Annotated in this window: 22 protein-coding genes; 12 read left to right on the forward strand and 10 right to left on the reverse strand. The window is 60.4% G+C overall.

Annotated features, from left to right (window positions below; translation table 11 throughout):
• Positions 1-80: 80 nt before the first annotated feature.
• Positions 81-1412: a UDP-glucose dehydrogenase family protein gene (locus I3J13_RS12185; RefSeq protein ID WP_196378951.1), complete on the reverse strand. Its 1332-nt coding sequence runs from the start codon at positions 1410-1412 to the stop codon at positions 81-83.
• Positions 1413-1795: 383 nt separating this feature from the next.
• Here I3J13_RS12185 and I3J13_RS12190 point away from each other — a divergent pair, with 383 nt between their 5' ends.
• Both I3J13_RS12190 and I3J13_RS12195 read left to right on the forward strand, forming a co-directional pair.
• Positions 1796-2683 (forward strand): DMT family transporter, encoded by an 888-nt coding sequence (locus I3J13_RS12190; protein WP_196378952.1) that lies wholly within the window; start codon positions 1796-1798, stop codon positions 2681-2683.
• 104 nt (positions 2684-2787) lie between these two features.
• Positions 2788-3768: a glutathione S-transferase family protein gene (locus tag I3J13_RS12195; protein ID WP_196378953.1), complete on the forward strand. Its 981-nt coding sequence runs from the start codon at positions 2788-2790 to the stop codon at positions 3766-3768.
• Between the two features lie 12 nt (positions 3769-3780).
• Here the strand turns inward: I3J13_RS12195 and I3J13_RS12200 are convergent, their stop codons facing one another.
• Entirely contained in the window at positions 3781-4683 is a 903-nt protein-coding gene (locus I3J13_RS12200; RefSeq protein ID WP_196378954.1) for a LysR family transcriptional regulator, read from the reverse strand.
• A 202-nt stretch (positions 4684-4885) separates the two neighbouring features.
• Between I3J13_RS12200 and amaB the strand changes: the two genes are divergently transcribed.
• The 4 genes from amaB (at position 4886) to I3J13_RS12220 (ending at position 9241) form a co-directional block, all read left to right on the forward strand.
• Positions 4886-6415 carry an L-piperidine-6-carboxylate dehydrogenase gene (gene amaB, locus I3J13_RS12205; protein WP_174058471.1) on the forward strand — a complete coding sequence of 510 codons (1530 nt, stop codon included), beginning with the start codon at positions 4886-4888 and terminating at the stop codon, positions 6413-6415.
• Between the two features lie 241 nt (positions 6416-6656).
• Positions 6657-7610 carry an aliphatic sulfonate ABC transporter substrate-binding protein gene (locus I3J13_RS12210; protein WP_196378955.1) on the forward strand — a complete coding sequence of 318 codons (954 nt, stop codon included), beginning with the start codon at positions 6657-6659 and terminating at the stop codon, positions 7608-7610.
• Between the two features lie 21 nt (positions 7611-7631).
• Positions 7632-8411, forward strand: a complete 780-nt coding sequence (locus tag I3J13_RS12215) for an ABC transporter permease subunit (RefSeq protein ID WP_020009953.1) — start codon at positions 7632-7634, stop codon at positions 8409-8411.
• Between the two features lie 8 nt (positions 8412-8419).
• Entirely contained in the window at positions 8420-9241 is an 822-nt protein-coding gene (locus I3J13_RS12220; protein ID WP_196378956.1) for an ABC transporter ATP-binding protein, read from the forward strand.
• Between the two features lie 41 nt (positions 9242-9282).
• On the opposite strand, the gene putA is transcribed toward I3J13_RS12220, so the two are convergent.
• Complete coding sequence (gene putA / locus I3J13_RS12225) at positions 9283-12957, reverse strand: trifunctional transcriptional regulator/proline dehydrogenase/L-glutamate gamma-semialdehyde dehydrogenase (protein WP_196378957.1); 3675 nt, start codon at positions 12955-12957, stop codon at positions 9283-9285.
• 176 nt (positions 12958-13133) lie between these two features.
• Here putA and I3J13_RS12230 point away from each other — a divergent pair, with 176 nt between their 5' ends.
• Positions 13134-13604 carry an Lrp/AsnC ligand binding domain-containing protein gene (locus I3J13_RS12230; RefSeq protein ID WP_003522526.1) on the forward strand — a complete coding sequence of 157 codons (471 nt, stop codon included), beginning with the start codon at positions 13134-13136 and terminating at the stop codon, positions 13602-13604.
• A 248-nt stretch (positions 13605-13852) separates the two neighbouring features.
• On the opposite strand, the gene I3J13_RS12235 is transcribed toward I3J13_RS12230, so the two are convergent.
• Both I3J13_RS12235 and I3J13_RS12240 read right to left on the reverse strand, forming a co-directional pair.
• On the reverse strand, positions 13853-14419 hold the full coding sequence (locus I3J13_RS12235; protein ID WP_065657313.1) for a sigma-70 family RNA polymerase sigma factor: 567 nt from the start codon (positions 14417-14419) through the stop codon (positions 13853-13855).
• Positions 14419-14625, reverse strand: a complete 207-nt coding sequence (locus I3J13_RS12240; RefSeq protein WP_003522527.1) for a NepR family anti-sigma factor — start codon at positions 14623-14625, stop codon at positions 14419-14421. Before I3J13_RS12240 ends, I3J13_RS12235 begins: the two co-directional genes overlap by 1 nt.
• 138 nt (positions 14626-14763) lie before the next feature.
• Here I3J13_RS12240 and I3J13_RS12245 point away from each other — a divergent pair, with 138 nt between their 5' ends.
• Positions 14764-15558, forward strand: a complete 795-nt coding sequence (locus tag I3J13_RS12245) for a response regulator (protein ID WP_003522529.1) — start codon at positions 14764-14766, stop codon at positions 15556-15558.
• A gap of 101 nt (positions 15559-15659) precedes the next feature.
• Positions 15660-16643, forward strand: coding sequence for a sensor histidine kinase (locus I3J13_RS12250; protein ID WP_196378958.1), 984 nt, complete (start codon positions 15660-15662; stop codon positions 16641-16643).
• Between the two features lie 293 nt (positions 16644-16936).
• Here I3J13_RS12250 and I3J13_RS12255 read toward each other — a convergent pair whose 3' ends face one another.
• Positions 16937-18661, reverse strand: coding sequence for a sensor histidine kinase (locus I3J13_RS12255; protein WP_196378959.1), 1725 nt, complete (start codon positions 18659-18661; stop codon positions 16937-16939).
• Between the two features lie 236 nt (positions 18662-18897).
• Here I3J13_RS12255 and I3J13_RS12260 point away from each other — a divergent pair, with 236 nt between their 5' ends.
• Positions 18898-19461 (forward strand): PRC-barrel domain-containing protein, encoded by a 564-nt coding sequence (locus I3J13_RS12260; RefSeq protein ID WP_196378960.1) that lies wholly within the window; start codon positions 18898-18900, stop codon positions 19459-19461.
• 103 nt (positions 19462-19564) lie between these two features.
• On the opposite strand, the gene galE is transcribed toward I3J13_RS12260, so the two are convergent.
• The 3 genes from galE to I3J13_RS12275 all read right to left on the reverse strand — a co-directional run bounded on the left by galE (position 19565) and on the right by I3J13_RS12275 (position 21522).
• Positions 19565-20548 carry a UDP-glucose 4-epimerase GalE gene (gene galE, locus I3J13_RS12265; RefSeq protein ID WP_035239308.1) on the reverse strand — a complete coding sequence of 328 codons (984 nt, stop codon included), beginning with the start codon at positions 20546-20548 and terminating at the stop codon, positions 19565-19567.
• A 181-nt stretch (positions 20549-20729) separates the two neighbouring features.
• Positions 20730-21167: a hypothetical protein gene (locus I3J13_RS12270; protein WP_003508754.1), complete on the reverse strand. Its 438-nt coding sequence runs from the start codon at positions 21165-21167 to the stop codon at positions 20730-20732.
• A gap of 10 nt (positions 21168-21177) precedes the next feature.
• The gene (locus I3J13_RS12275; RefSeq protein WP_020811601.1) at positions 21178-21522 is read right to left on the reverse strand and encodes an ElaB/YgaM/YqjD family protein; all 345 of its coding nucleotides are present in this window, start codon (positions 21520-21522) and stop codon (positions 21178-21180) included.
• A 273-nt stretch (positions 21523-21795) separates the two neighbouring features.
• On the opposite strand from I3J13_RS12275, the gene nspC reads away from it, so the two are divergent.
• Positions 21796-22893, forward strand: coding sequence for a carboxynorspermidine decarboxylase (gene nspC, locus I3J13_RS12280; RefSeq protein ID WP_196378961.1), 1098 nt, complete (start codon positions 21796-21798; stop codon positions 22891-22893).
• 60 nt (positions 22894-22953) lie between these two features.
• Entirely contained in the window at positions 22954-24192 is a 1239-nt protein-coding gene (locus I3J13_RS12285) for a saccharopine dehydrogenase family protein (RefSeq protein ID WP_196378962.1), read from the forward strand.
• Between the two features lie 296 nt (positions 24193-24488).
• Here I3J13_RS12285 and I3J13_RS12290 read toward each other — a convergent pair whose 3' ends face one another.
• Entirely contained in the window at positions 24489-26336 is a 1848-nt protein-coding gene (locus tag I3J13_RS12290; protein WP_080820071.1) for a DEAD/DEAH box helicase, read from the reverse strand.
• Between the last annotated feature and the right edge of the window lie 11 nt (positions 26337-26347).

Genomic DNA, 26347 nt, shown 5'->3' on the forward strand with positions numbered 1-26347 from the left:
TATATCCCGAATCCGTTGGTGCGTTTGCGGTCTGACCGAAGCGCAGAAAACCTTTTAATGAAATGGCGAAAACGAAACCTCTATGCGCCCTTGTCGGAACCGCCTTCGTGCGGGCGACCGACCGCGGCATAGATGAAACCATGCGCGGCGACCTCATCCGTGCGGTAGATATTGCGCAGGTCCACAAGAACAGGGGTTTTCATGATCGCCTTCAGCCGCGGCAGGTCGAGCGCGCGGAACTGGTTCCATTCCGTCACGATCACCACGGCGTCGGCATCTTCCGCCGCCTCGTAGGGGCCGGCCGCGTATTCGATGTCTTCCATCAGGTGGCGGGCATTCGCCATGCCTTCCGGGTCGTAACCCACCACTTTTGCGCCGCCGTCCTGCAGGGTCTGGATGATGGCGATTGCCGGGCTGTCGCGCATGTCGTCGGTATTCGGCTTGAAGGTCAGCCCAAGCACGGCGATCTTCTTGCCGCGCACATCGCCGCCCACGGCGTTGATGACCTTGCGGCCCATGGCGCGTTTGCGGTTGTCGTTGATGGCGATGGTGGTCTCGATCAGCCGCACCGGCGCATCATAATCCTGCGCGGTCTTGGCAAGCGCCAGCGTGTCCTTCGGGAAACAGGAGCCGCCATAACCGGGGCCGGCATGCAGGAATTTCGGACCGATGCGGCCATCCAGCCCGATGCCGCGCGACACGTCCTGCACATTGGCGCCGACCTTCTCGCAGAGGTCAGCCATCTCGTTGATGAAGGTGATCTTCATCGCCAGGAAGGCGTTGGCGGCATATTTGATGAGTTCGGAAGCGCGCCTTGTGGTGAAGAGCAGCGGCGACTGGTTGAGATAGAGCGGGCGGTAAACCTCGGTCATGACGGGGCGGGCGCGCTCATCCGAAAGGCCGACGACGATGCGGTCCGGCCGCTTGAAATCCTCGATGGCGGCGCCTTCGCGCAGGAATTCCGGGTTGGAGACGACGGCGAAATCGGCCGAGGGGTTTTCCTCGTGGATGATACGCTCCACCTCGTCGCCGGTGCCGACGGGAACGGTGGATTTGGTGACGATGACCGTGAAACCATCAAGCGCATGGGCGATTTCCTTCGCCGCCGCATAGACATAGCCGAGATCGGCATGGCCATCGCCGCGCCGCGAGGGTGTGCCGACCGCGATGAAGACGACATCGGCATTGGCAACGGCTGCGGAAAGATCGGTGGTGAAGCTCAACCGCCCGGCCTTGGCATTGTTGGCGACGATGGTCTCCAGACCCGGTTCGAAGATCGGAATATGGCCGTTTTTCAGGGCCTCGATCTTCTCCGGCATCTTGTCGACGCAGACCACGTCATGGCCGAAATCCGCAAAACACGCGCCGGACACGAGGCCGACATAACCCGAACCGATCATCACAATCCGCATTCTTTTTCCTTTCGGTTAGCGAGGCCATGGTAACGCAGCAATATCAGCCGGGGAAATCGGCGGGTGAAAATCACACGATAATATTTAGCCGCCTTCATGCCCGTCGCCAAGCGCCACGATGAACACCGGCTAACCTCTTTCCATGACGGGGATGTGATGGCCATGGCGGGACAAATTTGCCGCACCTTGCAGCCATTTTCATCGGTCGGGTCCAATAGGGCAATTTTGCCGTTTTTCCGACTTGCACTCATAGGTAGCCGGGTCTAGCCATAGGGCTGAGGATCAAATCTGCCAGACTGTCTGTCCCTTGAAGGGGCGTCCGGGTCGCGTTCCACGCGGCCGGGGGATGCTTTGCGTTGCGGTCGGTGTTTGGGGACGTTCAAATGCAAAAGGGTTTTCTGCTCGGTCTGTTCGCTTATGCGACCTTTTCCATGGGCGATGCCACCATCAAGTCGCTTGGATCGCAGATCAGCGTTTTCGAAATCGGCTTCTTCAGCATTCTATTTTCCGGCATCTTCATTTTCTTCAGCAAGCCGCGCGAGGAAAGGTGGCGTGAATTCTGGCGCATGAGCCGGCCCTTCGCCGTGCACGGGCGCGCGATCTCCGGCCTTTTCGCCGGTATTTTCGGTATCTATGCCTTCACCACAATTCCGCTGGCGGAAGCCTATGCGCTGATCTTCCTGTCGCCGCTCTTCGTGACCGTGCTTTCCGCCGTCGTGCTGAAGGAGAATATCGGCCCATGGCGGTGGGCGGCGGTTCTGGCTGGCATCGTCGGTGTCATCCTCGTCGTGCGGCCAGGCTTCAAGACACTCGAACTCGGGCATTTCGCCGCCATCGGCGTTGCGTTCCTCGCGGCAATGACCATCGTTTTGCTGCGCTCGCTTGCGGGCAAGGAAAAGCGCACCTCGATCATGGGCGTGCTGCTGATCTATGGCCTCACCTTCAACGGCATTGCCTCCCTCCCCGAATTCGTCATGCCCACCCTACACCAGCTATTGGCTTTCGCCTTCATCGGCCTTTGCACGGCCACGGGGCAGATCACCCTTCTGGTCGCGACCCGCATCGCGCCGGCAAGCCAGATCGCGCCATCGCATTATTCGCAAATCCTCTGGGCCGTGGCGATCGGCATGGCTTTCTTCCACGAATATCCGGATGCGGTCGCCGTGCTTGGTCTGGCCGTCATCGCCGCATCGGGACTGCTGACGATGATCCGCGAAAAGGTGAGGCTCGGCACCGTGCGCTGGAACCCGTTTTTCCGCAATCGCCTCTGAATTCACTGTTGATCGGAAACAGTGCGTCAACCGAAGCGCGGCTTGTGAAGCGGCGGCAACCCGGCCCATAAGGCTTTCATCTTTAGATGAACGGAGAGCCGCAAATGCTCGTGGATGGAAAATGGACCGCCGAATGGCATCCGGTGCAGGCGACCGACAAGAAAGGCGGCTTCGTTCGCCAGACCTCCGGTTTCCGCAATTGGGTAACGCCTGATGGTTCGGCGGGGCCGACGGGCGAGGGCGGTTTTGCGGCCGAAAGCGGCCGTTATCATCTTTACGTCGCGCTGATCTGCCCCTGGGCATCGCGCACGCTGATCGGCCGTAAGCTGAAGAAGCTGGAAGAGGTGATTTCCGTTTCCGTTGTCGAGCCGGCGCTTTCCGACGAGGGCTGGAAATTCGGCGACTATCCGGGCGCGGATCGTGATACGCTCAACGGCTTCACCTATATGCACGAGGTCTATACCAGCGCGGATCCGCACTATACCGGCCGCGCCACCGTGCCCGTGCTTTGGGACAAAAAGACGAAAACCATCGTCAACAACGAATCCGCCGATATTCTGCGCATGCTGAATTCCGGTTTCGGCGATCTGGCCGATAATAGCCTGGACCTCTATCCGGAAGCGCTGCGCGATGAGATCGATGCTCTCAATGACCACATCTATCCACGCCTCAACAACGGCGTTTACAGAACCGGTTTCGCCACCACGCAGATCGCCTATGAGGAGGCCTTCGCCGATGTGTTCGCAACGCTTGGGGAGCTCGAAAGCCGCCTCGTCTCAGGCGGACCTTTCCTTTTCGGCGATCACCTGACCGAAACGGATGTCCGGCTTTTCGTGACGCTGGTTCGTTTCGATGCCGCCTATTTTGGCCTGTTCAAATGCAATCTTCGCCGCATCGCCGATTATCCGGCCCTTCAGGCCTATATGATGCGGGTGCTGACCATTCCGGGCGTGCGCGACACGGTCAATATCGACCATATCAAGCGCGGTTATTATTCCATCAAGGCGCTCAATCCGACCCGCATCGTGCCCGTCGGTCCCGATCTTCCGGGGCTGTATGACGTTTCTCTCCGCTCATCGAACTGAGCGGATGATGGACTAGACCGGCTTGCCGACCTGATCGAGCAGCCATGCCTGAAAGGCGCGGGCCAGTGCATTGTCCTGCCGTCCTTCCGGCAGGGCGACGTAATAGCTCTTGTCGGTCTGCAGGGGCATGTCGAAGACGATTGCGAGGCGGCCGGAGGCGATCTCCGCCTCGATGAGATATTTCGGCAGAAGGGCAAAACCGATGCCGCTTGCGGCGGCCTCGATGATCATCGAGAATTGGTCGAAACGGCTGCCCTGATAGGCATTCTCCGCCGTCACCCCGTTCATCTCCAGCCATTCCGTCCATAGCTTCGGACGCGTCGTCACATGCAGCAGCGGCTGCCCTGTCAGATCCTGCGGCTGGTTCACGCCGGCGCGGCGCACAAGGGCGGGGCTTGCGACCGGCACGATCACCTCGTTGCACAAAAATGTGCAGGTGCCATGCGCCCAGACCGGTTGGCCGTAGTGAATGGCGAGATCGAAACCTTCCTCATCGAAATCGAAGGGATGCGAGCGCGAGCCGATGGTGATCGTTATTTCCGGATTGGCGTCGATGAAGCGGTGGAGGCGCGGCATCAGCCAGCGGCTGCCGAATGTCGGCAATGTGGCGACGGAAAGCGATGCGTGCGATGTGCCGGCCGACACCGCGCGCACCATCAACTGTTCGGATTGCTGCAACAGGCGCCGCACATCTGGCAGGAATTTACGCCCCGCCTCCGAAAGCACGACCCGCCTGCGGATGCGCTCGAAAAGCTGCATTCCGGTCTGCGCTTCGAGTTCGCCGATCTGCCGGCTCACCGCGCTCTGCGTGAGGTTGAGTTCTTCCGCCGCACGCGTAAAATTGCCGTGCCGTGCCGCGCATTCGAACGCCTGCAGGGTAACGATGTCAGGGACCAGTCTTCTGCGCGGATCCATTCCATTCTCGCATCAACTTACCCGCTTTCCTCATTGGAAAAGGGTCGTTATGGCCATATATGATTACGGGAAAGAATGGAACGGTGTAAAACATCAGTTTCACATAACGAATGGCAAATTCGGGGAAAGAAGAGTGACGGGAGTTGAAAGCGCCGTATCATAACGGCCTTTCCTCCCCTTTTAAGCCAAAAGGACGATGGACATGGATGCGACCACGAAGCTCGACGTGAAACAGGAAGCCGCGGCCCTGCTCGACAGGATGGGCGTTGCCCGCGATCTTTATACCGGCGGCGATATGGCCTCCTTCAGCCCGGTGACGGGTGAACAGGTCGCGAGCCTGAAGACCGTTTCGGTCGAAGGTGTCGCAGCCGTGATCGACCGGGCCGATGCCGCCTTCAAGGCATGGCGCAATGTGCCGGCGCCCCGTCGCGGTGAACTGATCCGGCTGCTCGGCGAGGAACTGCGCGCCTTCAAGGCCGATCTCGGCCGTCTCGTCTCGCTGGAAGCGGGCAAGGTTCCCTCCGAGGGCCTCGGCGAAGTGCAGGAAATGATCGATATCTGCGATTTCGCCGTCGGTCTTTCCCGCCAGCTTTATGGTCTCACCATCGCCACCGAACGTCCCGGCCACCGCATGATGGAAACCTGGCATCCGCTCGGTGTCGTCGGCGTCATCTCCGCCTTCAACTTCCCGGTCGCGGTGTGGTCGTGGAATGCGGCGCTCGCCATCGTCTGCGGTAATTCGGTGGTCTGGAAGCCTTCGGAAAAGACCCCGCTCACGGCGCTTGCCGTGCAGGGCATCTTCGAACGCGCCGCCGCCCGCTTCGGCGATGCGCCGGAAGGTCTTTCGCAGCTGCTGATCGGCGACCGCGCCGTGGGTGAAGCTCTGGTGGACAATCCCAAAGTGCCGCTCGTTTCGGCCACCGGCTCCACCCGCATGGGCCGCGATGTCGGCCCGCGTCTGGCGAAACGCTTCGCCCGCGCCATTCTGGAACTCGGCGGCAACAATGCCGGCATAGTCTGCCCTTCCGCCGATCTCGACATGGCGCTGCGCGCCATCGCCTTCGGCGCCATGGGCACGGCCGGCCAGCGCTGCACCACACTTCGCCGTCTCTTCGTGCATGACAGCGTTTATGACCAGCTCGTGCCGCGCCTGAAAAAGGCCTATGCCTCCGTTTCTGTCGGCAACCCGCTGGAAACCTCCGCACTCGTCGGCCCGCTGGTCGACAAGGCGGCTTTCGACGGCATGCAGAAGGCCCTCGAAGCGGCGAAAGCCCATGACGGTGTGGTGAATGGCGGCGGCCGCGTGGATACGGGTGCGCCGGATGCCTATTACGTCAAGCCGGCGCTTGTCGAAATGCCGAAGCAGGCGGGACCGGTGCTCGAAGAGACTTTCGCGCCGATCCTCTACGTCATGAAATACAGCGATCTCGATCAGGCGATAGACGACCATAACGCCGTCGCTGCTGGTCTTTCCTCATCGATCTTCACCCGCGACATGCAGGAATCGGAACGGTTCCTGTCGTCGGAAGGTTCGGATTGCGGCATTGCCAACGTCAATATCGGCACCTCGGGTGCGGAAATCGGCGGCGCTTTCGGCGGTGAGAAGGAAACCGGCGGCGGCCGTGAATCCGGTTCGGATGCGTGGAAGGCCTATATGCGCCGCGCCACCAACACCATCAACTACTCCAAGGCGCTGCCGCTGGCGCAGGGCGTTTCCTTCGATATCGAATAATCGCGTCCCTATAGAGAAATTGATCCATCACGCCGGCGCGGCTCCATCCGCGCCGGCATTTCTATTCGATGGCTCGGACGAGGGCGTCCGCGACGATTTGCGGAAAAGAGGCATTTGCGCGGAATTTTATTCCCGCAACATTGCTCATATTGAATTATTGTCTCTCTATCGTTTTAATGGAAAACCCTAGCATTGCTCCATATCGTGAACCGGCCAGAGGGGCTGGTGACAAGGAGATGAAATGCCAGCCATCACCCGCCGCGCGCTTTCCGCCAGCCTTTTTGTTGCCGCCGCATTCTCGGTCCTGCCGCTACAGGTGCAGGCGGCGGAAGAGCTGAAGATCGGTTATCAGAAAACCGGCCTGCCGGTGATCGCCCGCCAGCAGGGCGTCATCGAAAAGGCGCTTGAGGCCAAGGGCGTGAAGGTTTCCTGGGTCGAATTCACCGCCGGTCCGCCGCTGGTGGAAGCCCTGAATGTCGGCTCCATCAATGTCGGCTGGACGGGGGATGCGCCGCCGATCTTCGGCCAGGCGGCAGGTTCCGCCATCGTTTATGTCGCGGCCCTTCCTTCGAACGGCAAGGGTGAGGCGATCTTCACCAAGCCTGAGAGTGGCATCAAATCGGTTGACGACCTGAAGGGCAAGAAGGTCGGTGTCGGCAAGGGCACCAGCGCGCACAATCTGCTGGTGGCGGCGCTGGAGAAGAACGGCCTGAAATTCAGCGATATCGAGGTGGTCTATCTCAGCCCCGCCGATGCTTCCGCCGCCTTCGCCAGCGACAAGATCGACGCCTGGGCCGTCTGGGATCCCTTCTATGCGATTGCCGAAACCCGCTACAAGCCGGTCACTCTGGCCCGCACCAGCGATGTGCTTGCTGTCAGTACCTATTTCCTCGCCAATCGCGATTACGCCAAATCCAATGCGGATACCATCAACATTACCATCGATGCTTTGGGCGAGGCGGCGAAATGGTCCGCCGCCAACCGCGACAAGGTCGCCGCAGCTTTGCATGAGGTGACGGGCGTGCCGCTGGAGGCGCAGACGCTGGCCGCGAACCGCTCGGAATTCGGCATTACCAAAATCGATGACAAGATCGTCGCCAGCCAGCAGGAGACCGCCGACCGCTTTTATCGTCTCGGCCTGATCCCGAAACAGATCAGCATCAAGGATGCCGTCTGGTCGGGCGCGACGAACTGAGCAAGAGCCGGAGGGTATGCCATGAGCACCGGAAAGCGTATCGAGATTGGCGGCATCACAGGCTGGCTGCTCCCCGCACTCATTCTTGCGGGCTGGGAGGCGGCGGCGCGTGCCGGTCTGATTTCCGCCAATGTGCTGCCGGCCCCTTCGGCTGTCGCGGAAGCCTTCTGGCGGCTTCTGCTCTCGGGTGAGCTTGTCGCCAATATCGGCGTCAGTTCCGCCCGCGCACTCGCCGGTTTCGCCATTGGCGGCTCCATCGGCTTCATTTTCGGACTGGCCAACGGCCTCTCCAAATTCTCCCGCAGCTTCACCGACACGACGCTGCAGATGATCCGCAACATTCCGCATCTGGCGCTCATTCCGCTGGTCATCCTCTGGTTCGGCATCGATGAGGAGGCGAAGCTTTTCCTCGTCGCGCTCGGGGTGTTTTTCCCGATTTACATCAACACGCTGCTCGGCATTCAGGGGGTCGATCCGCAACTGGTGGAAATGGGCCGCACCTACGGCATGTCGCCCTTCACGCTGTTCCGGCGGGTGATCCTGCCCGGCGCGCTGCCCGCCATTTTCACAGGCCTGCGTTATGCGCTCGGCATCATGTGGCTGACGTTGATCGTCGCCGAAACCATCTCTTCCTCGTCCGGCCTTGGCTATATGGCCATGCAGGCGCGCGAGTTCCTGCTGATCGACGTCGTCGTGCTGTCGATCCTCATCTATGCGCTTCTCGGCAAGCTGGCCGACAGTTTCGCCCGCTTCCTCGAAAGCATCTTCCTGCAATGGCATCCAGCCTTCAAGAAAGTCTGAGGTAACCCATGTCGACCGGCAATGTGACGACGCTGAGACGCCCGGATGCCCCGCCATCCCTCCCGTCGCAGGGGAAAATCGAACAACGCGAGAAGACGGCAGAAGGCAAGGTCGCCTTCAGCTTCCGCAATGTGGCGAAGAGTTTTGGCGACAAACCGGTTCTGCGCGGCATCGATCTCGATGTGCGGGAAGGCGAGTTTCTTGCCATCATCGGCAAGAGCGGCTGCGGCAAGAGCACGCTCCTGCGTATTCTGGCCGGCCTCGACACGCCGACCACCGGAACCGTCTCGAAAGATGCATCGAGCCGCACCCGAATGATGTTTCAGGAGCCGCGTCTTCTGCCGTGGGAACGTATCGCGAGCAACGTCTCCGTGGGGCTGACCGGCATCGCCAAGGGCGAGGCGGCGCAGGAGCAGGCGCTTACAATTCTCGAGGAGGTCGGTCTGAAAGACCGGGCTGGCGAATGGCCCTATGTGCTTTCCGGCGGCCAGAAGCAGCGCGTGGCGCTGGCGCGCGCCTTGGTGGCCCATCCGCAAATCCTGGCGCTGGATGAGCCGCTTGGCGCGCTCGATGCGCTCACCCGCATTGAAATGCAGCTTCTGCTGGAGCGCATCTGGCGCAAGCAGAAATTCACCGCCGTTCTCGTCACGCATGATGTATCGGAGGCCGTGGCGCTTGCGGATCGCATCGTCGTCATCGACGAAGGGCGCATCGCGCTCGATCTCGATGTGAAACTGCCGCGTCCGCGCCGTCATGGCACGGCGGAATTCGCAAGGCTGGAAGAGCAGGTTCTGAACCAGCTCTTCGGCCGTGGCGAGACCAACGGATAAGGCATGAATCGGCAGGGCCGAGACCCCGCCGGACGATATCATCAGCCAATGCTCATCAGGCTGGCATTGCCGCCGGCGGCCGTGGTGTTGACGCTGACGGACACTTCTTCGACCAGCCAGTCGAGATTATAGGGCTGGCTTTCCCCGGAAAGCGCTTCCGTTGCCGCGGCCTGAACGAGAACCAGCGGGCCGGGCAGGGCGGCGATCTTTTTATTGACCGCCACGATACGCTCCGCATCGCCCTCGACCAGCGCGCCGGCGAAGGGCGCTGATTTTTCCCAGTCATCGGCCCAGACGATGCGCGAGGTCACGGTTGCCGGCAGTCCGTAAATGGATTTCTCCAGTCCCGAAGCATTATCGATGACAACCGCGTTTCCGGTCGCGAGCGCTGCCGCAAGCTGGCGGTAAAGCCCCTGTTCGGTTGCCGGAACCAGCAGAACCTTTCCACGCGGATGCAGCGCATAGACATTGCGCTCGCCGACGGGACCCGCCAACTCAGTTTCGAAGCCGAGGCCGGAAAGAGCCGCCGCCTGCCGTGCGGCTTCGGCCGCAACGGTTTCGCCGTTTTCATCCAGCCAGCGGGCAAGATCGATTGCGGCCTGATCCTGCTGGCTCGCAACCCTGTCTATCTTTGGGGCAACCTGCGTCATGCGGCCGAGATAGAGCGGTCCGCCGGCCTTTGGGCCAGTGCCGGAAAGGCCGCGTCCGCCAAAGGGCTGCACGCCGACGACCGCGCCGATGATGTTGCGGTTCACATAAAGATTGCCGGCCGCGACGCGCGACAGAACGTGCTGGATCGTATCGTCGAGACGGGTATGCAGGCCGAAGGTCAGGCCGTAACCGGTGGCGTTGATCTCGTCGATCAGCCGGTCGAGATTGTCACGCTTGAAGCGGATGACGTGCAGCACCGGGCCGAAGACTTCGCGCTTCAGATCGGCGAGCGATTTCATTTCGATGATGGTTGGCGGCACGAAGGTGCCCTTGCCGGTTTCGCCGGCAAGCGTGATCTGTTCGATCCGGTGGCCGAGCGAGCGCATGCCATCAATGTGCTTTTCGATGATGCCTTTCGCCTCGGCGGTAATGACGGGGCCGACATCGACGGAAAGCTTGTCGGTGCGGCCGATGCGCAATTCGTGCAGCGCGCCTTTCAGCATGGTCAGCGTGCGGTCCGCCACATCTTCCTGCAGGCAGAGAATACGCAGCGCCGAGCAGCGCTGGCCGGCGCTGTCGAAAGCGGATGCAATGACATCGGCGACGACCTGCTCGGCAAGCGCGGAGGAATCGACGATCATGGCGTTCTGGCCGCCGGTTTCGGCGATCAGCGGCACCGTCTGGCCATTGGCCAGAACCCGGCCGGCAAGCTGGCCCTGAATGAGCCGCGCCACTTCCGTCGAACCCGTGAACATTACACCGGCTGTAAGGGGTGAGCCAACAAGCGCCGCACCCGTCTTGCCGTCGCCCGGCAGAAGCTGCACGGCATCCTGCGGAACGCCGGCCTCATGCAGCAGGCGCACGCCCTGCGCTGCGATCAGCGGCGTTTCTTCGGCGGGCTTCGCCAGCACCGGATTGCCGGCAACCAGCGCCGCCGTGACCTGACCGATGAAGATGGCGAGCGGGAAGTTCCACGGGCTGATGCAGACGACCGGGCCGAGCGGCGTTTCGCCGGTCTTGAAGTTTCTGCGGGCTTCCGCCGCGTAATAACGCAGGAAGTCGATCGCCTCGCGCACCTCGGCAATCGCGTTGGGCATGGATTTTCCCGCTTCGCGCATGATGAGGCCGAGCAGGGCGGGCATTTCTGCCTGCATCGCGTCGGCGGCCCGCTCGAGGCAGGCGGCGCGTTCTTCCACCGGGGTGGAAGGCCAGCTTGAGGCTGCCGCCCGCTGCATGGCGGCTTCGACATCGCCTTCAGTCGGCTCCGTCACATGGCCGACGATATCATTGTGGTCGCCGGGGTTGAGAACCGGGCGCGTGTTGCCACCCGCCTGCGGCGCTGTGGCTTTCCATTCCGTCGCAGCACCTGCCTTCAGGGTTTTGTCCAGTGCGGCGAGCGTCGTTTCGCTGGAAAGATCGAGGCCGGCGGAATTTTTGCGTTCCGCTCCGAACAGGCCTTCGGGAGCGGCGATGCGGTCGTGGCGCGCGCCGGGAACGGCATAGGCCTTGACGACCGCAACCGGGTCTTCCAGCAGGGAATCCACCGGTACGGCGGGATCGGCAATGCGGTTGACGAAGGAAGAGTTCGCGCCGTTTTCCAGCAGGCGGCGGACGAGATAGGCGAGCAGCGTCTCATGGGTGCCGACGGGGGCATAGAAGCGGCAGGGCCGGTCGAGCTTCTTCTTGCCGACGACTTCGCTGTAAAGCGGTTCGCCCATGCCATGCAAGCACTGGAACTCGTAGTCGCCGAGTTTGAAGCCGGGGCCGGCGAGATGGTAGATGGTCGCCATGGACTGCGCGTTGTGGGTCGCAAATTGCGGGAAGACCAGATCGCGTGCGGCGAGCAGCTTGCGGGCGCAGGCAATGTAGGAGACGTCCGTGTGGACCTTGCGGGTGAAGACCGGGAAGTCCTCCAGCCCTTCCACCTGCGCGCGCTTGATTTCCGCATCCCAATAGGCGCCCTTGACGAGACGCACCATGATGCGCCGGCCCGAACGGCGGGCGAGATCGATGATGTAGTCGAGAACGAAGGGGCAGCGGCGGCCATAGGCCTGCACCACGAAACCGAGGCCGTTCCAGCCGGCTAGATCCCTGTCGAGCGCCAGCTCTTCCAGAAGATCGAGCGACAGTTCCAGCCGGTCGGCTTCCTCGGCATCGATGTTGAGGCCGATAGCGTATTTCTTGCTGAGCAGCATCAGCGATTTAACGCGCGGCAGCAGTTCCGCCATCACCCGCTCGGCCTGCGCGCGCGCATAGCGCGGATGCAGCGCCGAAAGCTTGATGGAAATGCCGGGCCCGCCATAGATGCCGCGGCCGGCAGACGCCTTGCCGATGGCGTGGATGGCGTTTTCGTAGTCCTTGTAATAACGCTCCGCATCCTTCGCGGTTGTCGCGGCTTCGCCCAGCATGTCGTAGGAATATTGGAAGCCTTGCTCTTCCAGCGGCTTCGAACGCTTGATCGCTTCGCCGATCGTTTCGCCGGTCACGAACTGTTCGCCCATCATGCGCATGGCCATATCGACGCCACGGCGGATGACGGGTTCGCCAGCGCGGGCAATCAGCTTGGTCAGCGCCGCCGAAAGGCCGCTATCGTTTACCGTCGAGGTCAGCTTGCCGGTGATGACGAGGCCCCAGGTGGCGGCGTTGACGAAGAGCGAGCGCCCGCCGCCAATATGGGACTTCCAGTCTCCGCGGGCGATCTTGTCGCGGATCAGCGCGTCGCGGGTGGCTGTGTCGGGAATGCGCAGCAGCGCTTCGGCAAGGCACATCAGCGCCACGCCCTCGTGGCTGGAGAGCGAATATTCCTGCACCAGCCCCTCGACGCCGGTGCCCTTGGTCTTGGCGCGCAATGCCTCGATCAGTTTGCGGGCCGTGTCGCGAATGGCTTTCGTTTCTTCCGCCGTCACCGTTGCCGCCTCGATCAGCGGCGCCAGGCATTCTTCCTCCGGCCGACGATAGGCGGCGGTGATCGCCTTGCGCAGCAGGCTTTGCTCGCGCACCGGCGGCGCAAAATTCTGGAAGATACCGTTCGCCACTACACCGGCGTTGCTTGCACCATCGGCCATTCTAAAAAATCCTGAAAACGCTGTTGAAGACAGACCTTCGGCGGCAGCGTGTCCTCCGCCCGCCGCTTGTCGTCCTGTGGCAGACAATATCATCACCGCAGAAATTGCTATGGCCCTATTTTCAGGTTAAAACAGGCAATATGAACTTTTATTTTTGAGATTTGGCGTAAAATAACATGGCTAATAGTCAAAAAACAGACGATCTGGATCACTTCGATCTCAAGATCCTCGAGGCGCTGAGCGAAGACGGGCGCATGTCCGTGCTGCAGCTCTCGAAAAGGGTCGGTCTTTCCAAGACGCCCTGCCAGACGCGGCTGAAACGGCTGGTGGATGAGGGCTATATTCTCGGCTTCCGCGCCATGCTCAATCCGCAGAAGCTCGGTGTCGATCACATCGCCTTCGCCGAGGTAAAGCTTTCCGATACGCGCGAAAAGGCGCTGGAGGAATTTAACGCGGCGGTGCGCAAGATCAAGGAAGTGGAGGAGTGCCACATGATCGCCGGCGCCTTCGATTATCTTCTGAAGGTGCGCACCAGCGATATCCGCAAGTATCGAAGGGTACTCGGCGAGAAAATCTCAAGCCTGCCATCCGTCGCCAACACCTCGACCTTCGTGGTTATGCAATCGGTCAAGGAAACCGGCATCTGAAGGGGTGACACGAAGACAGTGGCAGGCGCGCGCTCGCCGTATCATCCGCACACCGTCACCCCGGACTAGATCCGGGGTCCAGTGCGATCAAGTCATTGATCGCGAGAGAGTCCTTTCACGGCGCAGACGCGCCGTGGCTGGATGCCGGATCTAGTCCGGCATGACGGAGGAGAGGTTTGCGGCGTTTGTCATCGTCTTAACGGGCAGACGTAGGCCTGCCCGTTCACCGCTGTTCGAATTCAGCGCTCTCAGCGCGCCGTGGCGGCGGCGGTCACCGCGGTCATCTGCGCGTCCGGGCCGAACTCGTTTTCGTTTTCGATGCCGAGCAGCTCCTGCAGCCGCAGCCTTGCGCGGCTGACACGGCTCTTGATGGTGCCGACGGGGCAACCGCAAATTTCGGCGGCCTCCTCGTAGGCAAAGCCCGAAGCTCCGATCAGCAGGATCGCTTCACGCTGGTCGTCCGGCAGCTTTGCGAGTGCTGCGCGGAAGTCCTGAAGGTCGACCGAACCATGCTGTTCGGGCGGTACCGACAGGCGCGAGGTATAGACCCCGTCCGTATCCTGCACTTCACGGCCGGATTTGCGGATCTGGCTGTAGAACTCGTTGCGCAGGATCGTTACCAGCCATGCCCGCATATTGGTGCCCGGCTGGTAGCTGTCCTGTTTCGCCCATGCCTTCATGATCGTGTCCTGCACGAGGTCGTCGGCACGGTCCCGCGAGCGGATCAGCGAAATAGCGAAGGCGCGCAGGTTCGGCAGCGCCGCCAGCATTTCCCGTTTGAAGTTGTATTCTGTCAGCTCCGGCTCTTTCGCCATCATTCCTCCGAAGCCTTCATTTTGGCTCTGCTTTCGGCTTCATCGAGTTTTTCGAGAAGGTCGAGGAATTTGTCAGGGATGCCTTCATCCTGAACGGCATCATAAAGCTCCCTGAGCTTACGGGAAATCACCGCCCGCCCGGAGTGTGGAACCTGGGGGGCGGCCGAATTGTCCGGCTGATCTTGGTCCGATTGAAATATGCTCATAACGTCCGGTATTCCTTTTGCGTCGTGGCAAAGAATGCGCCGTGAAAAAAATAGTTCCGGCGGAACGGAACTTTTTTTGCAACGCGCACGTTGCTATCGTGGGTTTGCGTTGCAGACCGCATGAAAGGGGAGAATTCCATGTCAGTTTCTACACGCATCGCACCGCACCTGCCATATCTGCGCAGGTTCGCGCGTGCCGTTTGCGGCTCACAATCGACGGGCGATGCCTATGTTGCGGCAACACTCGAAGCTCTGATCGCCGATATCAGCATTTTTCCGCAGACAAGCAGCGATCGCGTTTCGCTCTATCAATTGTTCGTATCGATCTTTAGTTCCGTCACGATCAATATTAAGACCGACGAAAACCTGTCGGGATGGGAAAAACGCGCCTCGGCCAACCTCTCCGCCGTGCCGGCGCTGGCCCGCCAGGCGTTCCTTTTGACCACGGTCGAAGAATTCACACCTTCGGAAACCGCAGAGGTTCTGAAAGTCTCCGAGGATCAGGTCGGCAAGCTGATCGATGAGGCAGCCTCTGAAATCGCCCGCCAGGTCGCAACCGATATCATGATCATCGAGGACGAGCCTCTGATCGCCATGGATATCGAGCAGATGGTCACCGATCTCGGCCACCGCGTCACGGGCATCGCCCGCACCCACACGGAAGCGCTCGATCTCTTCCATCGCACCCAGCCGAAGATGATCCTTGCCGATATTCAGCTCGCCGATGGCAGTTCCGGTCTCGATGCGATGAAGGACATCCTGCAGATGACCACGCTGCCGGTCATCTTCATCACCGCCTTCCCCGAGCGTCTTCTGACGGGCGAGCGGCCGGAGCCGACCTTCCTTGTGACGAAGCCGTTTAATCCGGACATGGTGAAAGCGCTTATCAGCCAGGCCCTGTTTTTCAACGAAAGCTCACGCGTCGCGGCGTGAATTTTGCCGAAACCGCAGGCTGACCGGGAACCACTCTGGTGCCCGGGCGTTGGCGGTTACGGTCGTGGGGCTGCCCCGCGGCTTTCTGCAAGGAGACGAATTTGCATCGGCTGGCATGGCATAACGCGGAGAGGGACGAAAGCGAACTTCACGATTCGCTCGTCCTCGCCTTGCTCGATTCGGGTGAGACAGTCATGCTGCAGGACTGGAACCGCGACTATATATTCGTGGCCAATCTGCCGGATGTCTGGAAAATTCCGGCAGAATCCCGTCCCACAGATGAAAATCTGTTCGGTAACGATCTCTCCGCCCGACTGGCCGATCTCAAGAAGGACATGAACACGGCGGGCAGCCGCGGCATGCTGGAAGTCAATGCCGGCAATGATCGCGTCTTCCAGTTTCAGGTTCATTCCACTCTTAACCAGACGAACCAGGTGGTGATGAAAACCACCATTCGCGAGGTGACGGCGGAAAGGCGGCGCGAGCAGCTTCTGCGCTCGCTGCTGCGTGAGGTCAGCCACCGTTCCAAGAACCTCCTGGCGATCATCCAGAGCCTTGCCGGCCAGACGGCCCGGTTCAGCCTGACCAAGGATGATTTTCTGCGCAAGTTCCGCGGCAGACTACACGCTCTCGCCCAGAGTCAGGATCTCATTACGGATTCGGACTGGCGGGGCGCGCGCATATTCGAGTTGTTGCGCCAGCAATTCGATCTTTATGTGCCGGAATATCCGAACCTGATCCATATGGAAGGCGACAACCTGCTGCTCAATCCGAATGGCGCGCTTTATATCGGGCTCGCCTTCCACGAGCTGGTCGTCAACACCGTCAGCCACAGCGGCAATCTCGCCTATCACCCGCCCATATCCCTGCAATGCCGTCAGGAGGGTGATTTTTATATCGTTGAATGGAATGAGCCGATGATGCCGTCGAAAGAGCCGGCGGAGACCCGGCGCGGCAGCTTCGGCAGCGTGGTGCTGGAAAAGGTGGTTCCCTCCGCATTGGGGGGAAGCGCCGAATACGAGTTGACGCCGGAACGGATCGTCTACCGGCTGAAATTTCCTTCCGGCGACGGCGCGGATGGCTGAAATCGCGATATCGCGCGCAGCGCCGGGTTCATCTTTGATTTCATAAAAACCAAAACAAATAGCACGGCTCATGAAAGAGCCGTGCTATTTTTATGACAGGTTTTCAGGGGCGAAACCTGTTTATTTTCAGCCAAGCTTCAGGCGGGGACGGGGGAATTGCTTGGCCTGCAGTAAAAACACGCATGACCGGATTCGGTTCCCAAAAAATGCGTTTTTTTAACATTGCGCAAAATACCGGCCATTTTGCCGGTTTTTTGCCGTCTGCACAGCGGATAGGTCCGCAAGTCGCGGCCTTAATGCGTGCCTGTCTGTTCCGATCGTTTGGGCGTGAAGTAACGCATCGGCGCTTCCAGCGACCACTCGAAGCCGGATTCACGATATTCCGTCAGCACCTGCCCGCCGAAGGCGCCTTCCGCATGCCTTTTGATGACCGTGGTGCCGAAGCCTTTGCGGCTCGGTTCTCTGGCGGGCGGTCCGCCCGTTTCGGTCCAGACGAGATGGATCATCTGCCGCCCGTCTTTTTCACGCGACTGCCAGCGCAGGGTAATTTTTCCCGATGGAACCGACAATGAGCCATATTTGATGGAATTCGTCGTCAGCTCATGGATCACCAGACCGAAATTCTGTGCCGCTTCCGGGGAAAGCATGAAATCGTCTCCCACCAGCACGATACGCTGCGCCACGGTTCCGAAAACATCGAGGTGGGTCTCGATCAGCTTGCGGATCGGCAGACCCTGCCATTGAACCTCCGCCAGAGCCCGGATCGACATTCCAAGGCCGCGCAGGCGGTGATCCACCTCCTTCTGGAATTCCGGAATGCTTTTATTTTCGCGTCCCAATTGCCGTATCATCGCCTGAACCAGCGTCAGAATGTTCTTGGAACGATGAACCAGCTCGTGCAGCAGCAGTTGCAGCCGCTCTTCCGACTGGCTTCTGTCGAAGGATGCGTTGGAGAGCGCGATGGCGACCTGGTTGGCCTCCTTTATCTTGGTATCGACGGGCGCGACGATCTCGCCTTCGCCGATGCGCTCGGCCATCAGGGTCAGGTCACGAATGGAGCTGCGCAATTGCCGGCCGACCAGATAGGCGCCGCCAATGGCAATCAGCACCAGCAGCAGGCTGCCGATCATCATCTGCCGCCAGGTATCTATCAGCGCCGCCTGGCTTGCGGCGAGCGGACCCCACATCACCGTCTTCCATTGCCAGCCCGGCAATTGAGCATAGGCATAGAGATTACCCTTGCCGTCGAAAAAATTGCCGCTGAAGGCCTGCATTTCCGAAAGGACATCGGGGGTGACAAACGGCTTGCCCACTTCCGCCTCTTCGGGCGCGCTTGAGACGACAACGCGGTTGTTGCCGTCAATGATGGCGACCGCCCAGTTGCGCGGCAGGTTTTCCGTGGGGATGAGCCTGCTCAGGTCGCTGGTATTCTGCGTCAGGATCAGGGCGTCTCCGGCGGGGTCCAGGTCCGGGCCGAGCGGCATGGTGACGTTGAACACCCATTCCTTGCTGGTCGAGCCGAAAAACATGTCCGAGACGGTGATGCGGCGGGAGTCGATCGCTTTGGCCAGATTGGCTTCCGCCGGCACCTTGCCGAGCGGCTGGCCATAGGGCACGCGCGTATTGAGGCGCTGCTGGCCATCTTTTGTGGCGAGAATGGCGTAGAGACCCTCCCGCTTCAGACTGTCGGCAACGCGCCCCTGAAACGCGGCGAGGTTGCCGCTCTCAAGTTCCGGGAATTGCGACAGGAGATTGAGCGAGGTGGCGATTTCCTGCAGGCGGCGGTCGATGTTGCGGGAGACCACCCGCACATCCTCGATGGTTTCCCGTTGCAGGTCGTCGCGTTTTTCCGCCTCGAGGCGCAGCATCAGATAGCCGCCGAAAAGAATGAGCGGCAGGGTAATGACGGTAGCCATCACCACCAGATAGGTGCCGATGGAGGCGGTCGGGAAAAAATTCGCACTGCGCCGACGCAAAGCCGAGATCATGTCTTTCAGTCTGTCGCCGGGTCGAGGCATACAAAAAACTCCGGCAGTTATGGCATTGTTACGACACGGATAATACCGTGCCGTCCCCCTTTAGCAATGCCTGATTTTTACCTTCGGTTGTTGCGGCAGGTCACAATTGCACCGGCTCGGTTGAAAAAATCGGAACTATTTCAACGACCAACCCGTTTGCCAGACGAACCGGCCGAGAAGCGGACATGAAATTCATCACCGCCGGCCAGTTGAGAACGATGAAAGGAAGGTACGAAATGGCAAAGAAACTTACAATCCTCGTCACTGCCGCTCTGATGGGCACGACGGCTTTCGCGCCGCTGGCCATCGCTCAGGGCACGACCCAGCCTGCGCCGGCAAATCCGAGTGCGCAGACGGAGCCTGCCACCCCGATGGCGCCTGCCGCTCCCGTGACCAATGACAGCGCGGCGACAACGACAGGCGGCGCCTATCTCACCGAACAGGGCGAAACGCAGGTCAGCGCCAACGATTATATCGGCAAGGCGGTCTATACTGCGGCCGATGAAAGCATCGGTAACGTCACCAACCTCATCATGGAAGAAGATGGTGGTCTGGTTGCGGCCGTGATCGGCGTCGGCGGCTTCCTGGGTATCGGCGCAAAGGACGTTGCCGTTCCCATGGACAAGGTAACGATGACGCGCAACGCGCAGGACGGCACCATCCGCCTGACCACGACCGAAACGGCGGAAACGCTGAAGGCCGCTCCCGAATTCAAGACGCTGGAACAGAAGGCCAGCGAAAAGAATGCGGCAATGCCGGCGGCTCCCGACAGCACGACGACGTCCGCCACCAAGCCCTAATTCCCATACCTGGGAGGCAGGAGCGGGACCGGCTTCAATAAGCTGTCCCGCAGGAGGCACCGGCCAACAGGCCGGTGTCTTTTTATGTTTGTTCGCCGGCTGTTCAATCCCCGGCATTGCGGGAGGAATGCCACGCCCAGGCGGATTTGATGATGTCCGACAGGGAATAACGCGGTTCCCAGCCGAGAACCTCCTTCGCCTTGTCGTTATTGGCAACAAGTGTCGTGGAATCGCCGTCGCGCCGCCCGGTATATTCAACGGGGAAGGGGCGGCCGGAAACGTCCGAAATCGCCGCCAGCAGTTCCTTCACCGTGGTGCCGGTGCCGGTGCCGAGGTTGAGTTCGACGGTTTCTCCGCCGGCCAGCAGATAATCCACGGCTCGCACATGCGCATCGGCGAGATCGAGAATGTGGATATAGTCGCGCACGCAGGTGCCGTCGCGCGTGTCGTAATCCGTGCCGAACACCTTGAAGCCTTGACGCCGGCCGAGGGCGGCTTCGATGGCCAGCGGGATCGCGTGGGTCTCCGGTTTGTGCCATTCGCCGATGCGGCCTTCGAAATCCGCGCCGGCGGCATTGAAGTAGCGCAGCATCACGGAGCGCAGCCCCTTATAGGTGCTGTAGTCCTTCAGCGCCTGCTCCACCACCCATTTGGTGCGGCCATAGGGGTTGATCGGCGCCTGCCGGTGCGTCTCGTCGATCGGCACCTGTTCCGGCAATCCGTAAGTTGCGCAGGTGGACGAAAAAACGAATGCCGTGACGCCGGCGTCGATGGCGGCGGAGAGGAGGTTGAGCGAGCCGATGACATTGTTGTCGTAGAAAGCCACGGGCTGCTTGACCGATTCACCGACTTCGATCAGCGCTGCGAAATGCAGAACGGCTTCCGGCCGGTGTTTGGCGAAGACTTCGTCCAGCCGCGCCCGGTCGCGAATATCGCCCTGTTCGAAGGGTCCCCAGCGGACGAATTCCTCATGCCCGTTGGACAGATTGTCGAAAACGACCGGTTCATATCCTCGCTCAGACAGGAGAAGGCAGGTGTGCGAACCGATATAGCCGGCACCGCCGACGACAAGGACTTTCTTCTTCATCAATTGCCTTTCAGAAAATTACGGACGCGCCGAGACTGCCCGAGACTGTATGTCACTTTGTTCAAATAAGGGCGGCGTGGCGGGTAACGCCATCAACCAGTCTATCCTTCGCGGGTAACATAAAAAAAACCGCGCATCCATCGTCTGGACGCGCGGTTTGCCTTGTCGTGTCGCCAAGAAATTACTTGGACTTTTTCGTATTGACCCTTGTGGCCAGGAAACCGGCCGCGACAGCCACGGCGAGCGTCGCATAGGGACGCGCCTGGATCGCCAGCGTCAGCAGCGATTGCAGGGCGAGCGGCGCTGCGGCAAGCGGCGCCGCCGTCAAAGGCGCGACAGCGGGCCGTGCGGCATAGACCCTCGGACGTTTGACGATCGCCAGCGCCACCAGCATGATGACGCCGAGCAGGAACGCGGTCCCGGCGACGACGAGCGCCGCAGGGCCTGCACCCACATGCCGGGCAAGATAGATGGACCCCGCCACCACGGCGGCGATGAAGGCGATCAGAAAAAATATCCCGGTCAGAACCGACAGGATTATGGTCGCGCGCAATCGCCGTGTAACGACGCGCCCCTCGCGCTGGGTCTCCCCCAGATAGACCAGCAATGCCTCAAGCATGAGCGCGGCCTTATCGACGCGTCAAGAGGGCGAGCACGAAACCGACGCCGACGGCGATGCCGAGGGACTGGAGCGGGTTCTTCTGGACGTGGTCGGTGAGGTTGTCGTTGAGCGTGGAGATTTCATTGCGAACGCTGTCGGCCATTTCTCCGGATGCGGTAAGCGCGTCATCGGCCACACGGGCGGCCTGCGCCTTCAGCTCATGCGAAGCGCCGACGCCGAGCGCCTTCACGCTCTTGGCAAGACCAGCCAGATCTTCGCGAAGCTGGGCGAGCTGCGCTGCCACATCGGCCGCATCGCCGTTTTCGAGGGATTGCTGGATTTTGTCGCTGACGCTGCTACGCACGCTTGCCATAGGGGAGGTCCTTCCTGAACATCATTGATGGGACGACGACACATCACCGCCGTCCGTGAAGCTTCGTTTCGGCGGCCGAAACACCCGCCTGTCCGTCAGTCAAACGCGCCGATGCCGGCTTGGTTCCGCAACGGGACGGGTTTTCTTGATGGCACTTCGGCTCGGGGGCGATTTTCGAGGAATTCGGTGCCGGACATTTGTTTTCCTGTCACAAGCATCCTATAAGGCCCATCATCGAGACGTACCTTGACTTCAATCAATATGTGAAACGACATGCTCCAGACGCCCTATTACCTCATCGACAAGACAAAACTTCTTCGCAACATGGAGAAGATTGCCTATGTGCGGGAAAAATCCGGCGCCAAGGCGCTCTTGGCGCTGAAGTGCTTCGCCACATGGTCGGTGTTCGATTTCATGTCGCAATATATGGATGGCACCACCTCGTCCTCGCTTTATGAAGTCCGTCTCGGCCGCGAGAAATTCGGCGGCGAAACCCATGCCTATTCCGTCGCCTATGCCGACTACGAAATCGACGAGGTGATCTCGAATGCGGACAAGATCATCTTCAATTCCATCGGTCAGCTCGAGCGTTTCGCCGAAAAGGCTTCCGGCATTACGCGCGGTCTGCGCCTCAACCCGCAGGTCAGCTCTTCGAGCTTCGATCTTGCCGATCCTGCGCGTCCGTTCAGCCGTCTCGGCGAATGGGATGTCGCCAAGGTGGACAAGGTCATGGACCGTATCTCCGGCTTCATGATCCACAATAATTGCGAAAACAGCGATTTTTCCCTGTTCGACCGCATGTTGACGCAGATCGAGGAGAAATTCGGATCGCTTCTGTCGCGTGCGGAATGGGTCAGCCTCGGCGGCGGCATTCATTTCACCGGCGACAATTATCCGCTCGACCAGTTCTGCGACCGCTTGGCGGCTTTCTCGGAAAAATACGGCGTGCAGGTCTATCTGGAGCCGGGCGAAGCCTCGATCACCAGAAGCACGACGCTCGAGGTGACGGTTCTCGACACGCTGTTCAACGGCAAGAACCTCGCCATCGTCGACAGCTCCATCGAAGCGCATATGCTCGATCTGCTGATCTATCGCGAAACCGCCAAGGTTTCGCCGAACGAGGGCGAGCATCCCTACATGGTCTGCGGCAAATCCTGCCTTGCGGGCGATATTTTCGGCGACTTCCGCTTCGACAAGGAATTGAAGGTCGGCGACCGCATCTCCTTCCAGGACGCGGCCGGCTACACCATGGTCAAGAAGAACTGGTTCAACGGCGTGAAGATGCCGACCATCGCCATCAAGGAACTGGACGGTACCGTTCGCGCCGTTCGAGAATTCGACTTTGCCGATTTCGAGCAAAGCCTGTCTTAAACCCTGTTTTTAACATGAAACGAAGCTCATCCCTGCGGGGAAAAGGAGGCATCACCTGAAATGAAGAAGAACGTTCTGATCATCGGCGCCGGTGGCGTAGCACAGGTCGTGGCGCATAAATGCGCCCAGAACAGCGATGTATTGGGAGACATTCATATTGCGTCACGGACTTTGGGAAAGTGCCGCAAGATTGTCGAGTCCGTACGCGAAAAGAAGAGCCTCAAGACAGATGTGAAACTTGAGGCCCATGCGCTTGACGCGATGGATATCGAGGCGACGAAAGCCTTGATCAGTAAAACCGGCGTGGAAATCGTCATCAACGTCGGTTCGGCTTTCGTCAACATGTCCGTTCTTCGTGCCTGCATGGACACGGGTGTTGCCTATATGGATACGGCGATCCACGAGGATCCGACCAAGATTTGCGAGACGCCGCCGTGGTACGGAAACTACGAGTGGAAGCGCGCGGAAGAGTGCAAGGAAAAGGGCATTACCGCCATTCTCGGCGTCGGCTTTGATCCGGGCGTGGTGAACGCCTATGCGCGTCTTGCCAAGGATGATTATTTCGACAAGGTCACCTCGGTCGATATCGTCGATATCAATGCCGGCAGCCACGGTCGCTGGTTCTCGACCAATTTCGACCCGGAAATCAACTTCCGCGAATTCACCGGCGTCGTTTACTCCTGGCAGAAGGGTGAGTGGCAGACGAACCAGATGTTCGAAGTCGGCCAGGAATTCGACCTGCCGGTCGTCGGCAAGCAGAAGGCCTATATGACCGGCCATGACGAAGTGCATTCGCTGTCCAAGAACATGGACGGCGCCGATGTGCGCTTCTGGATGGGCTTCGGCGATCACTATATCAACGTCTTCACCGTGCTTAAGAACCTCGGCCTTCTGTCCGAAAAGCCGGTCAAGACGGCTGAAGGTCTCGAAGTCGTGCCGCTGAAGGTGGTCAAGGCCGTGCTGCCCGATCCGTCTTCGCTGGCGCCCGATTACGTCGGCAAGACCTGCATCGGCGATATCGTCAAGGGCATCAAGGACGGCAAGGAACGCGAAGTCTTCATCTACAACGTGGCCGACCATAAGGAAGCCTACGAAGAAGTCGGCTCGCAGGGCATTTCCTACACCGCCGGCGTTCCGCCGGTCGCCGCTGCCATGCTCATCGCGACTGGCGAATGGGACGTGAAGCAGATGGCCAATGTGGAAGAACTGCCGCCGAAGCCGTTCCTGAACATCCTGAACAAGATCGGCCTTCCGAACCGCATCAAGGACGAAAACGGCGATCGCGCGCTGGAGTTCTGATTGGCGGTGCTCTGAGAAGTTGAGGCAAAATAAAAGCCCCGCGAAAGCGGGGCTTTTTGTTGAATCTGTCGACCTGAATCGATTGCAAAGTTTTCGCATCCCCACTCCGTCACCCCGGACTTGATCCGGGGTCTAGCGCGATCAAGTCTTTGATCGCAAAAGGGTCTTCTCACGACGCAGACGCGTCGTGGCTGGATGCCGGATCAGGTCCGGCATGACGGAGGAGGTTGTCGACCGGCTTGAGTCCCACAAAAAGGGACCCATTTTCTTGCAAGAGCTAAAAACGAAGGGCGTCCTCAGCCCTTCGTCGGCTTCGGCCCGCGCTTTTCGAAGGGCTTGTCCTTCTTGCCCTCGTATTTCGGCTTGTCGCCAAAGGGCTTTTTCTTCTTCCAGGGCTTGTCGTCACCCTTGCGGTCGTCGCGGGGGCCGCTTGCATTGTCCGACTTGCTGAATTTCCGCTGCGCCTTTGCCGGGCGCGTGTCTTCGCGGAAACCGCCGGTCATTTCCGGCTTGCCTTCCAGCGCCTTCAGACGGATGCCCTTTTCGAGCGTCATGTCCTTGCCGATGGCGGAGGTGAAACGGTCAACGGCATCGGCCGCCAGTTCCACGAAGGTCTCCGTCTGCTGCATGCGGATCGCGCCGATATCCTGGCGGGTGATCTTGCCGAAACGGCAGAGCATGGGGATCAGCCAGCGCGGTTCGGCGCTCTGCTTGCGGCCGACGGACAACGAAAACCAGGCGCTGTCGGCGAAATCGGAACGCTCACGGCGCGGCGCATTGTTCTCGACCGTCTCGAAGCTGTCGCGGCGCGGCTTGCGATTGTTGTCCAGCGAGACTTCGGCGATGTCCTCCGGCGCGGAACGTCCGGCGTGGTAAAGGCGCACGAAAGCGGCGGCGACCTTTTCCGCGCCATGCTGTTCGAGCAGCCTGGTGACGAAATCGCGCTCGTCCTCGGCCACAGCCTCGGTCAGCGACGGGTCGGCCAGAAGCCGGGCGCCATCGCGCTCGACGATCTCTTCGGCCGAAGGCGGGCGAACCCATGCCGGGCTTACCTTGGCGCCTTCCAGCAGGCGCTCTGCCTTGCGGCGCTGGTTGATCGGCACCACGATGGCGCTGACGCCCTTCTGTCCGGCGCGGCCGGTGCGGCCGGAGCGGTGCAGAAGCGTTTCGGAATTGGTCGGCAGGTCGGCATGGATGACGAGTTCGAGGCCCGGCAGGTCGATGCCGCGGGCGGCAACGTCGGTCGCCACGCAGACGCGGGCGCGACCGTCGCGCATGGCCTGCAGCGCATGGGTGCGCTCGTTCTGGGTCAGTTCGCCGGAAAGGGCCACGACGGCAAAGCCGCGATTGTTGAGCCGTGCCGTCAGATGGTTCACCGCCGCACGGGTGGAGCAGAAGACGATGGCGTTGCGGGCTTCATAAAAGCGCAGCGCATTGATGATGGCGTTCTCGCGGTCGGCCGGCGTCACCAGCATGGCGCGATATTCGATATCCACATGCTGCTTCTGTTCGGAAGCGGTGGCGATGCGCACGGCGTTCTTCTGGTAGCTTTCCGCAAGCTTGGCGATGCTGCGCGGAACGGTGGCCGAGAACATCAGCGTGCGGCGGGTTTCCGGCGATTCTTCCAGAATGAATTCCAGATCTTCACGGAAACCGAGATCGAGCATTTCGTCGGCTTCATCCAGCACCACGGCGCGGATGGACGACAGATCGAGCGCGCCACGCTTGATGTGGTCGCAAAGACGCCCGGGTGTGCCGACGACGATGTGAGCGCCGCGTTCAAGCGCACGGCGCTCGTTGCGCACATCCATGCCGCCGACGCAGGAGGCAATCGAGACACCGGCGAATTCATAGAGCCACTCCAGCTCGCGCTTGACCTGCATGGCCAGTTCGCGGGTCGGCGCGATGGCGAGCGCCAGCGGTGCGGAAGCCTGACCGAAGCGGCCATTTTCCGGCAGCAGCGTCGGCGCCAGTGCAATGCCGAAGGCAACGGTCTTGCCGGAACCGGTCTGTGCGGAAACCAGCGCATCCTTGTCGGCCAGTTCGGGTGCAAGCATCGCCTGCTGCACGGGGGTCAAATCTTTATAGCCGCGTTTTTCCAACGCCTGCGCGATCGCCGGGGCGATACCCTGGGTGTCTGTCATCTACCGTCTTT

This window comes from Agrobacterium leguminum (assembly GCF_015704895.1).
Taxonomy (GTDB): Bacteria; Pseudomonadota; Alphaproteobacteria; order Rhizobiales; family Rhizobiaceae; genus Agrobacterium; species Agrobacterium leguminum.

What these genes read in the sequence shown, in the direction of transcription:
- galE (WP_035239308.1), bottom strand. Translation starts at nt 20,548, where the DNA reads ATGAAGAAGAAAGTCCTTGTCGTCGGCGGTGCCGGCTATATCGGTTCG.
- I3J13_RS12240 (WP_003522527.1), bottom strand. Translation starts at nt 14,625, where the DNA reads ATGAGCATATTTCAATCGGACCAAGATCAGCCGGACAATTCGGCCGCC.
- I3J13_RS12195 (WP_196378953.1), top strand. Translation starts at nt 2,788, where the DNA reads ATGCTCGTGGATGGAAAATGGACCGCCGAATGGCATCCGGTGCAGGCG.
- I3J13_RS12220 (WP_196378956.1), top strand. Translation starts at nt 8,420, where the DNA reads ATGTCGACCGGCAATGTGACGACGCTGAGACGCCCGGATGCCCCGCCA.
- I3J13_RS12290 (WP_080820071.1), bottom strand. Translation starts at nt 26,336, where the DNA reads ATGACAGACACCCAGGGTATCGCCCCGGCGATCGCGCAGGCGTTGGAA.
- I3J13_RS12230 (WP_003522526.1), top strand. Translation starts at nt 13,134, where the DNA reads ATGGCTAATAGTCAAAAAACAGACGATCTGGATCACTTCGATCTCAAG.
- I3J13_RS12260 (WP_196378960.1), top strand. Translation starts at nt 18,898, where the DNA reads ATGGCAAAGAAACTTACAATCCTCGTCACTGCCGCTCTGATGGGCACG.
- nspC (WP_196378961.1), top strand. Translation starts at nt 21,796, where the DNA reads ATGCTCCAGACGCCCTATTACCTCATCGACAAGACAAAACTTCTTCGC.
- amaB (WP_174058471.1), top strand. Translation starts at nt 4,886, where the DNA reads ATGGATGCGACCACGAAGCTCGACGTGAAACAGGAAGCCGCGGCCCTG.
- I3J13_RS12275 (WP_020811601.1), bottom strand. Translation starts at nt 21,522, where the DNA reads ATGGCAAGCGTGCGTAGCAGCGTCAGCGACAAAATCCAGCAATCCCTC.
- I3J13_RS12185 (WP_196378951.1), bottom strand. Translation starts at nt 1,412, where the DNA reads ATGCGGATTGTGATGATCGGTTCGGGTTATGTCGGCCTCGTGTCCGGC.
- I3J13_RS12235 (WP_065657313.1), bottom strand. Translation starts at nt 14,419, where the DNA reads ATGGCGAAAGAGCCGGAGCTGACAGAATACAACTTCAAACGGGAAATG.
- I3J13_RS12200 (WP_196378954.1), bottom strand. Translation starts at nt 4,683, where the DNA reads ATGGATCCGCGCAGAAGACTGGTCCCTGACATCGTTACCCTGCAGGCG.
- I3J13_RS12215 (WP_020009953.1), top strand. Translation starts at nt 7,632, where the DNA reads ATGAGCACCGGAAAGCGTATCGAGATTGGCGGCATCACAGGCTGGCTG.
- I3J13_RS12210 (WP_196378955.1), top strand. Translation starts at nt 6,657, where the DNA reads ATGCCAGCCATCACCCGCCGCGCGCTTTCCGCCAGCCTTTTTGTTGCC.
- I3J13_RS12270 (WP_003508754.1), bottom strand. Translation starts at nt 21,167, where the DNA reads ATGCTTGAGGCATTGCTGGTCTATCTGGGGGAGACCCAGCGCGAGGGG.
- I3J13_RS12255 (WP_196378959.1), bottom strand. Translation starts at nt 18,661, where the DNA reads ATGCCTCGACCCGGCGACAGACTGAAAGACATGATCTCGGCTTTGCGT.
- I3J13_RS12285 (WP_196378962.1), top strand. Translation starts at nt 22,954, where the DNA reads ATGAAGAAGAACGTTCTGATCATCGGCGCCGGTGGCGTAGCACAGGTC.
- I3J13_RS12245 (WP_003522529.1), top strand. Translation starts at nt 14,764, where the DNA reads ATGTCAGTTTCTACACGCATCGCACCGCACCTGCCATATCTGCGCAGG.
- putA (WP_196378957.1), bottom strand. Translation starts at nt 12,957, where the DNA reads ATGGCCGATGGTGCAAGCAACGCCGGTGTAGTGGCGAACGGTATCTTC.
- I3J13_RS12190 (WP_196378952.1), top strand. Translation starts at nt 1,796, where the DNA reads ATGCAAAAGGGTTTTCTGCTCGGTCTGTTCGCTTATGCGACCTTTTCC.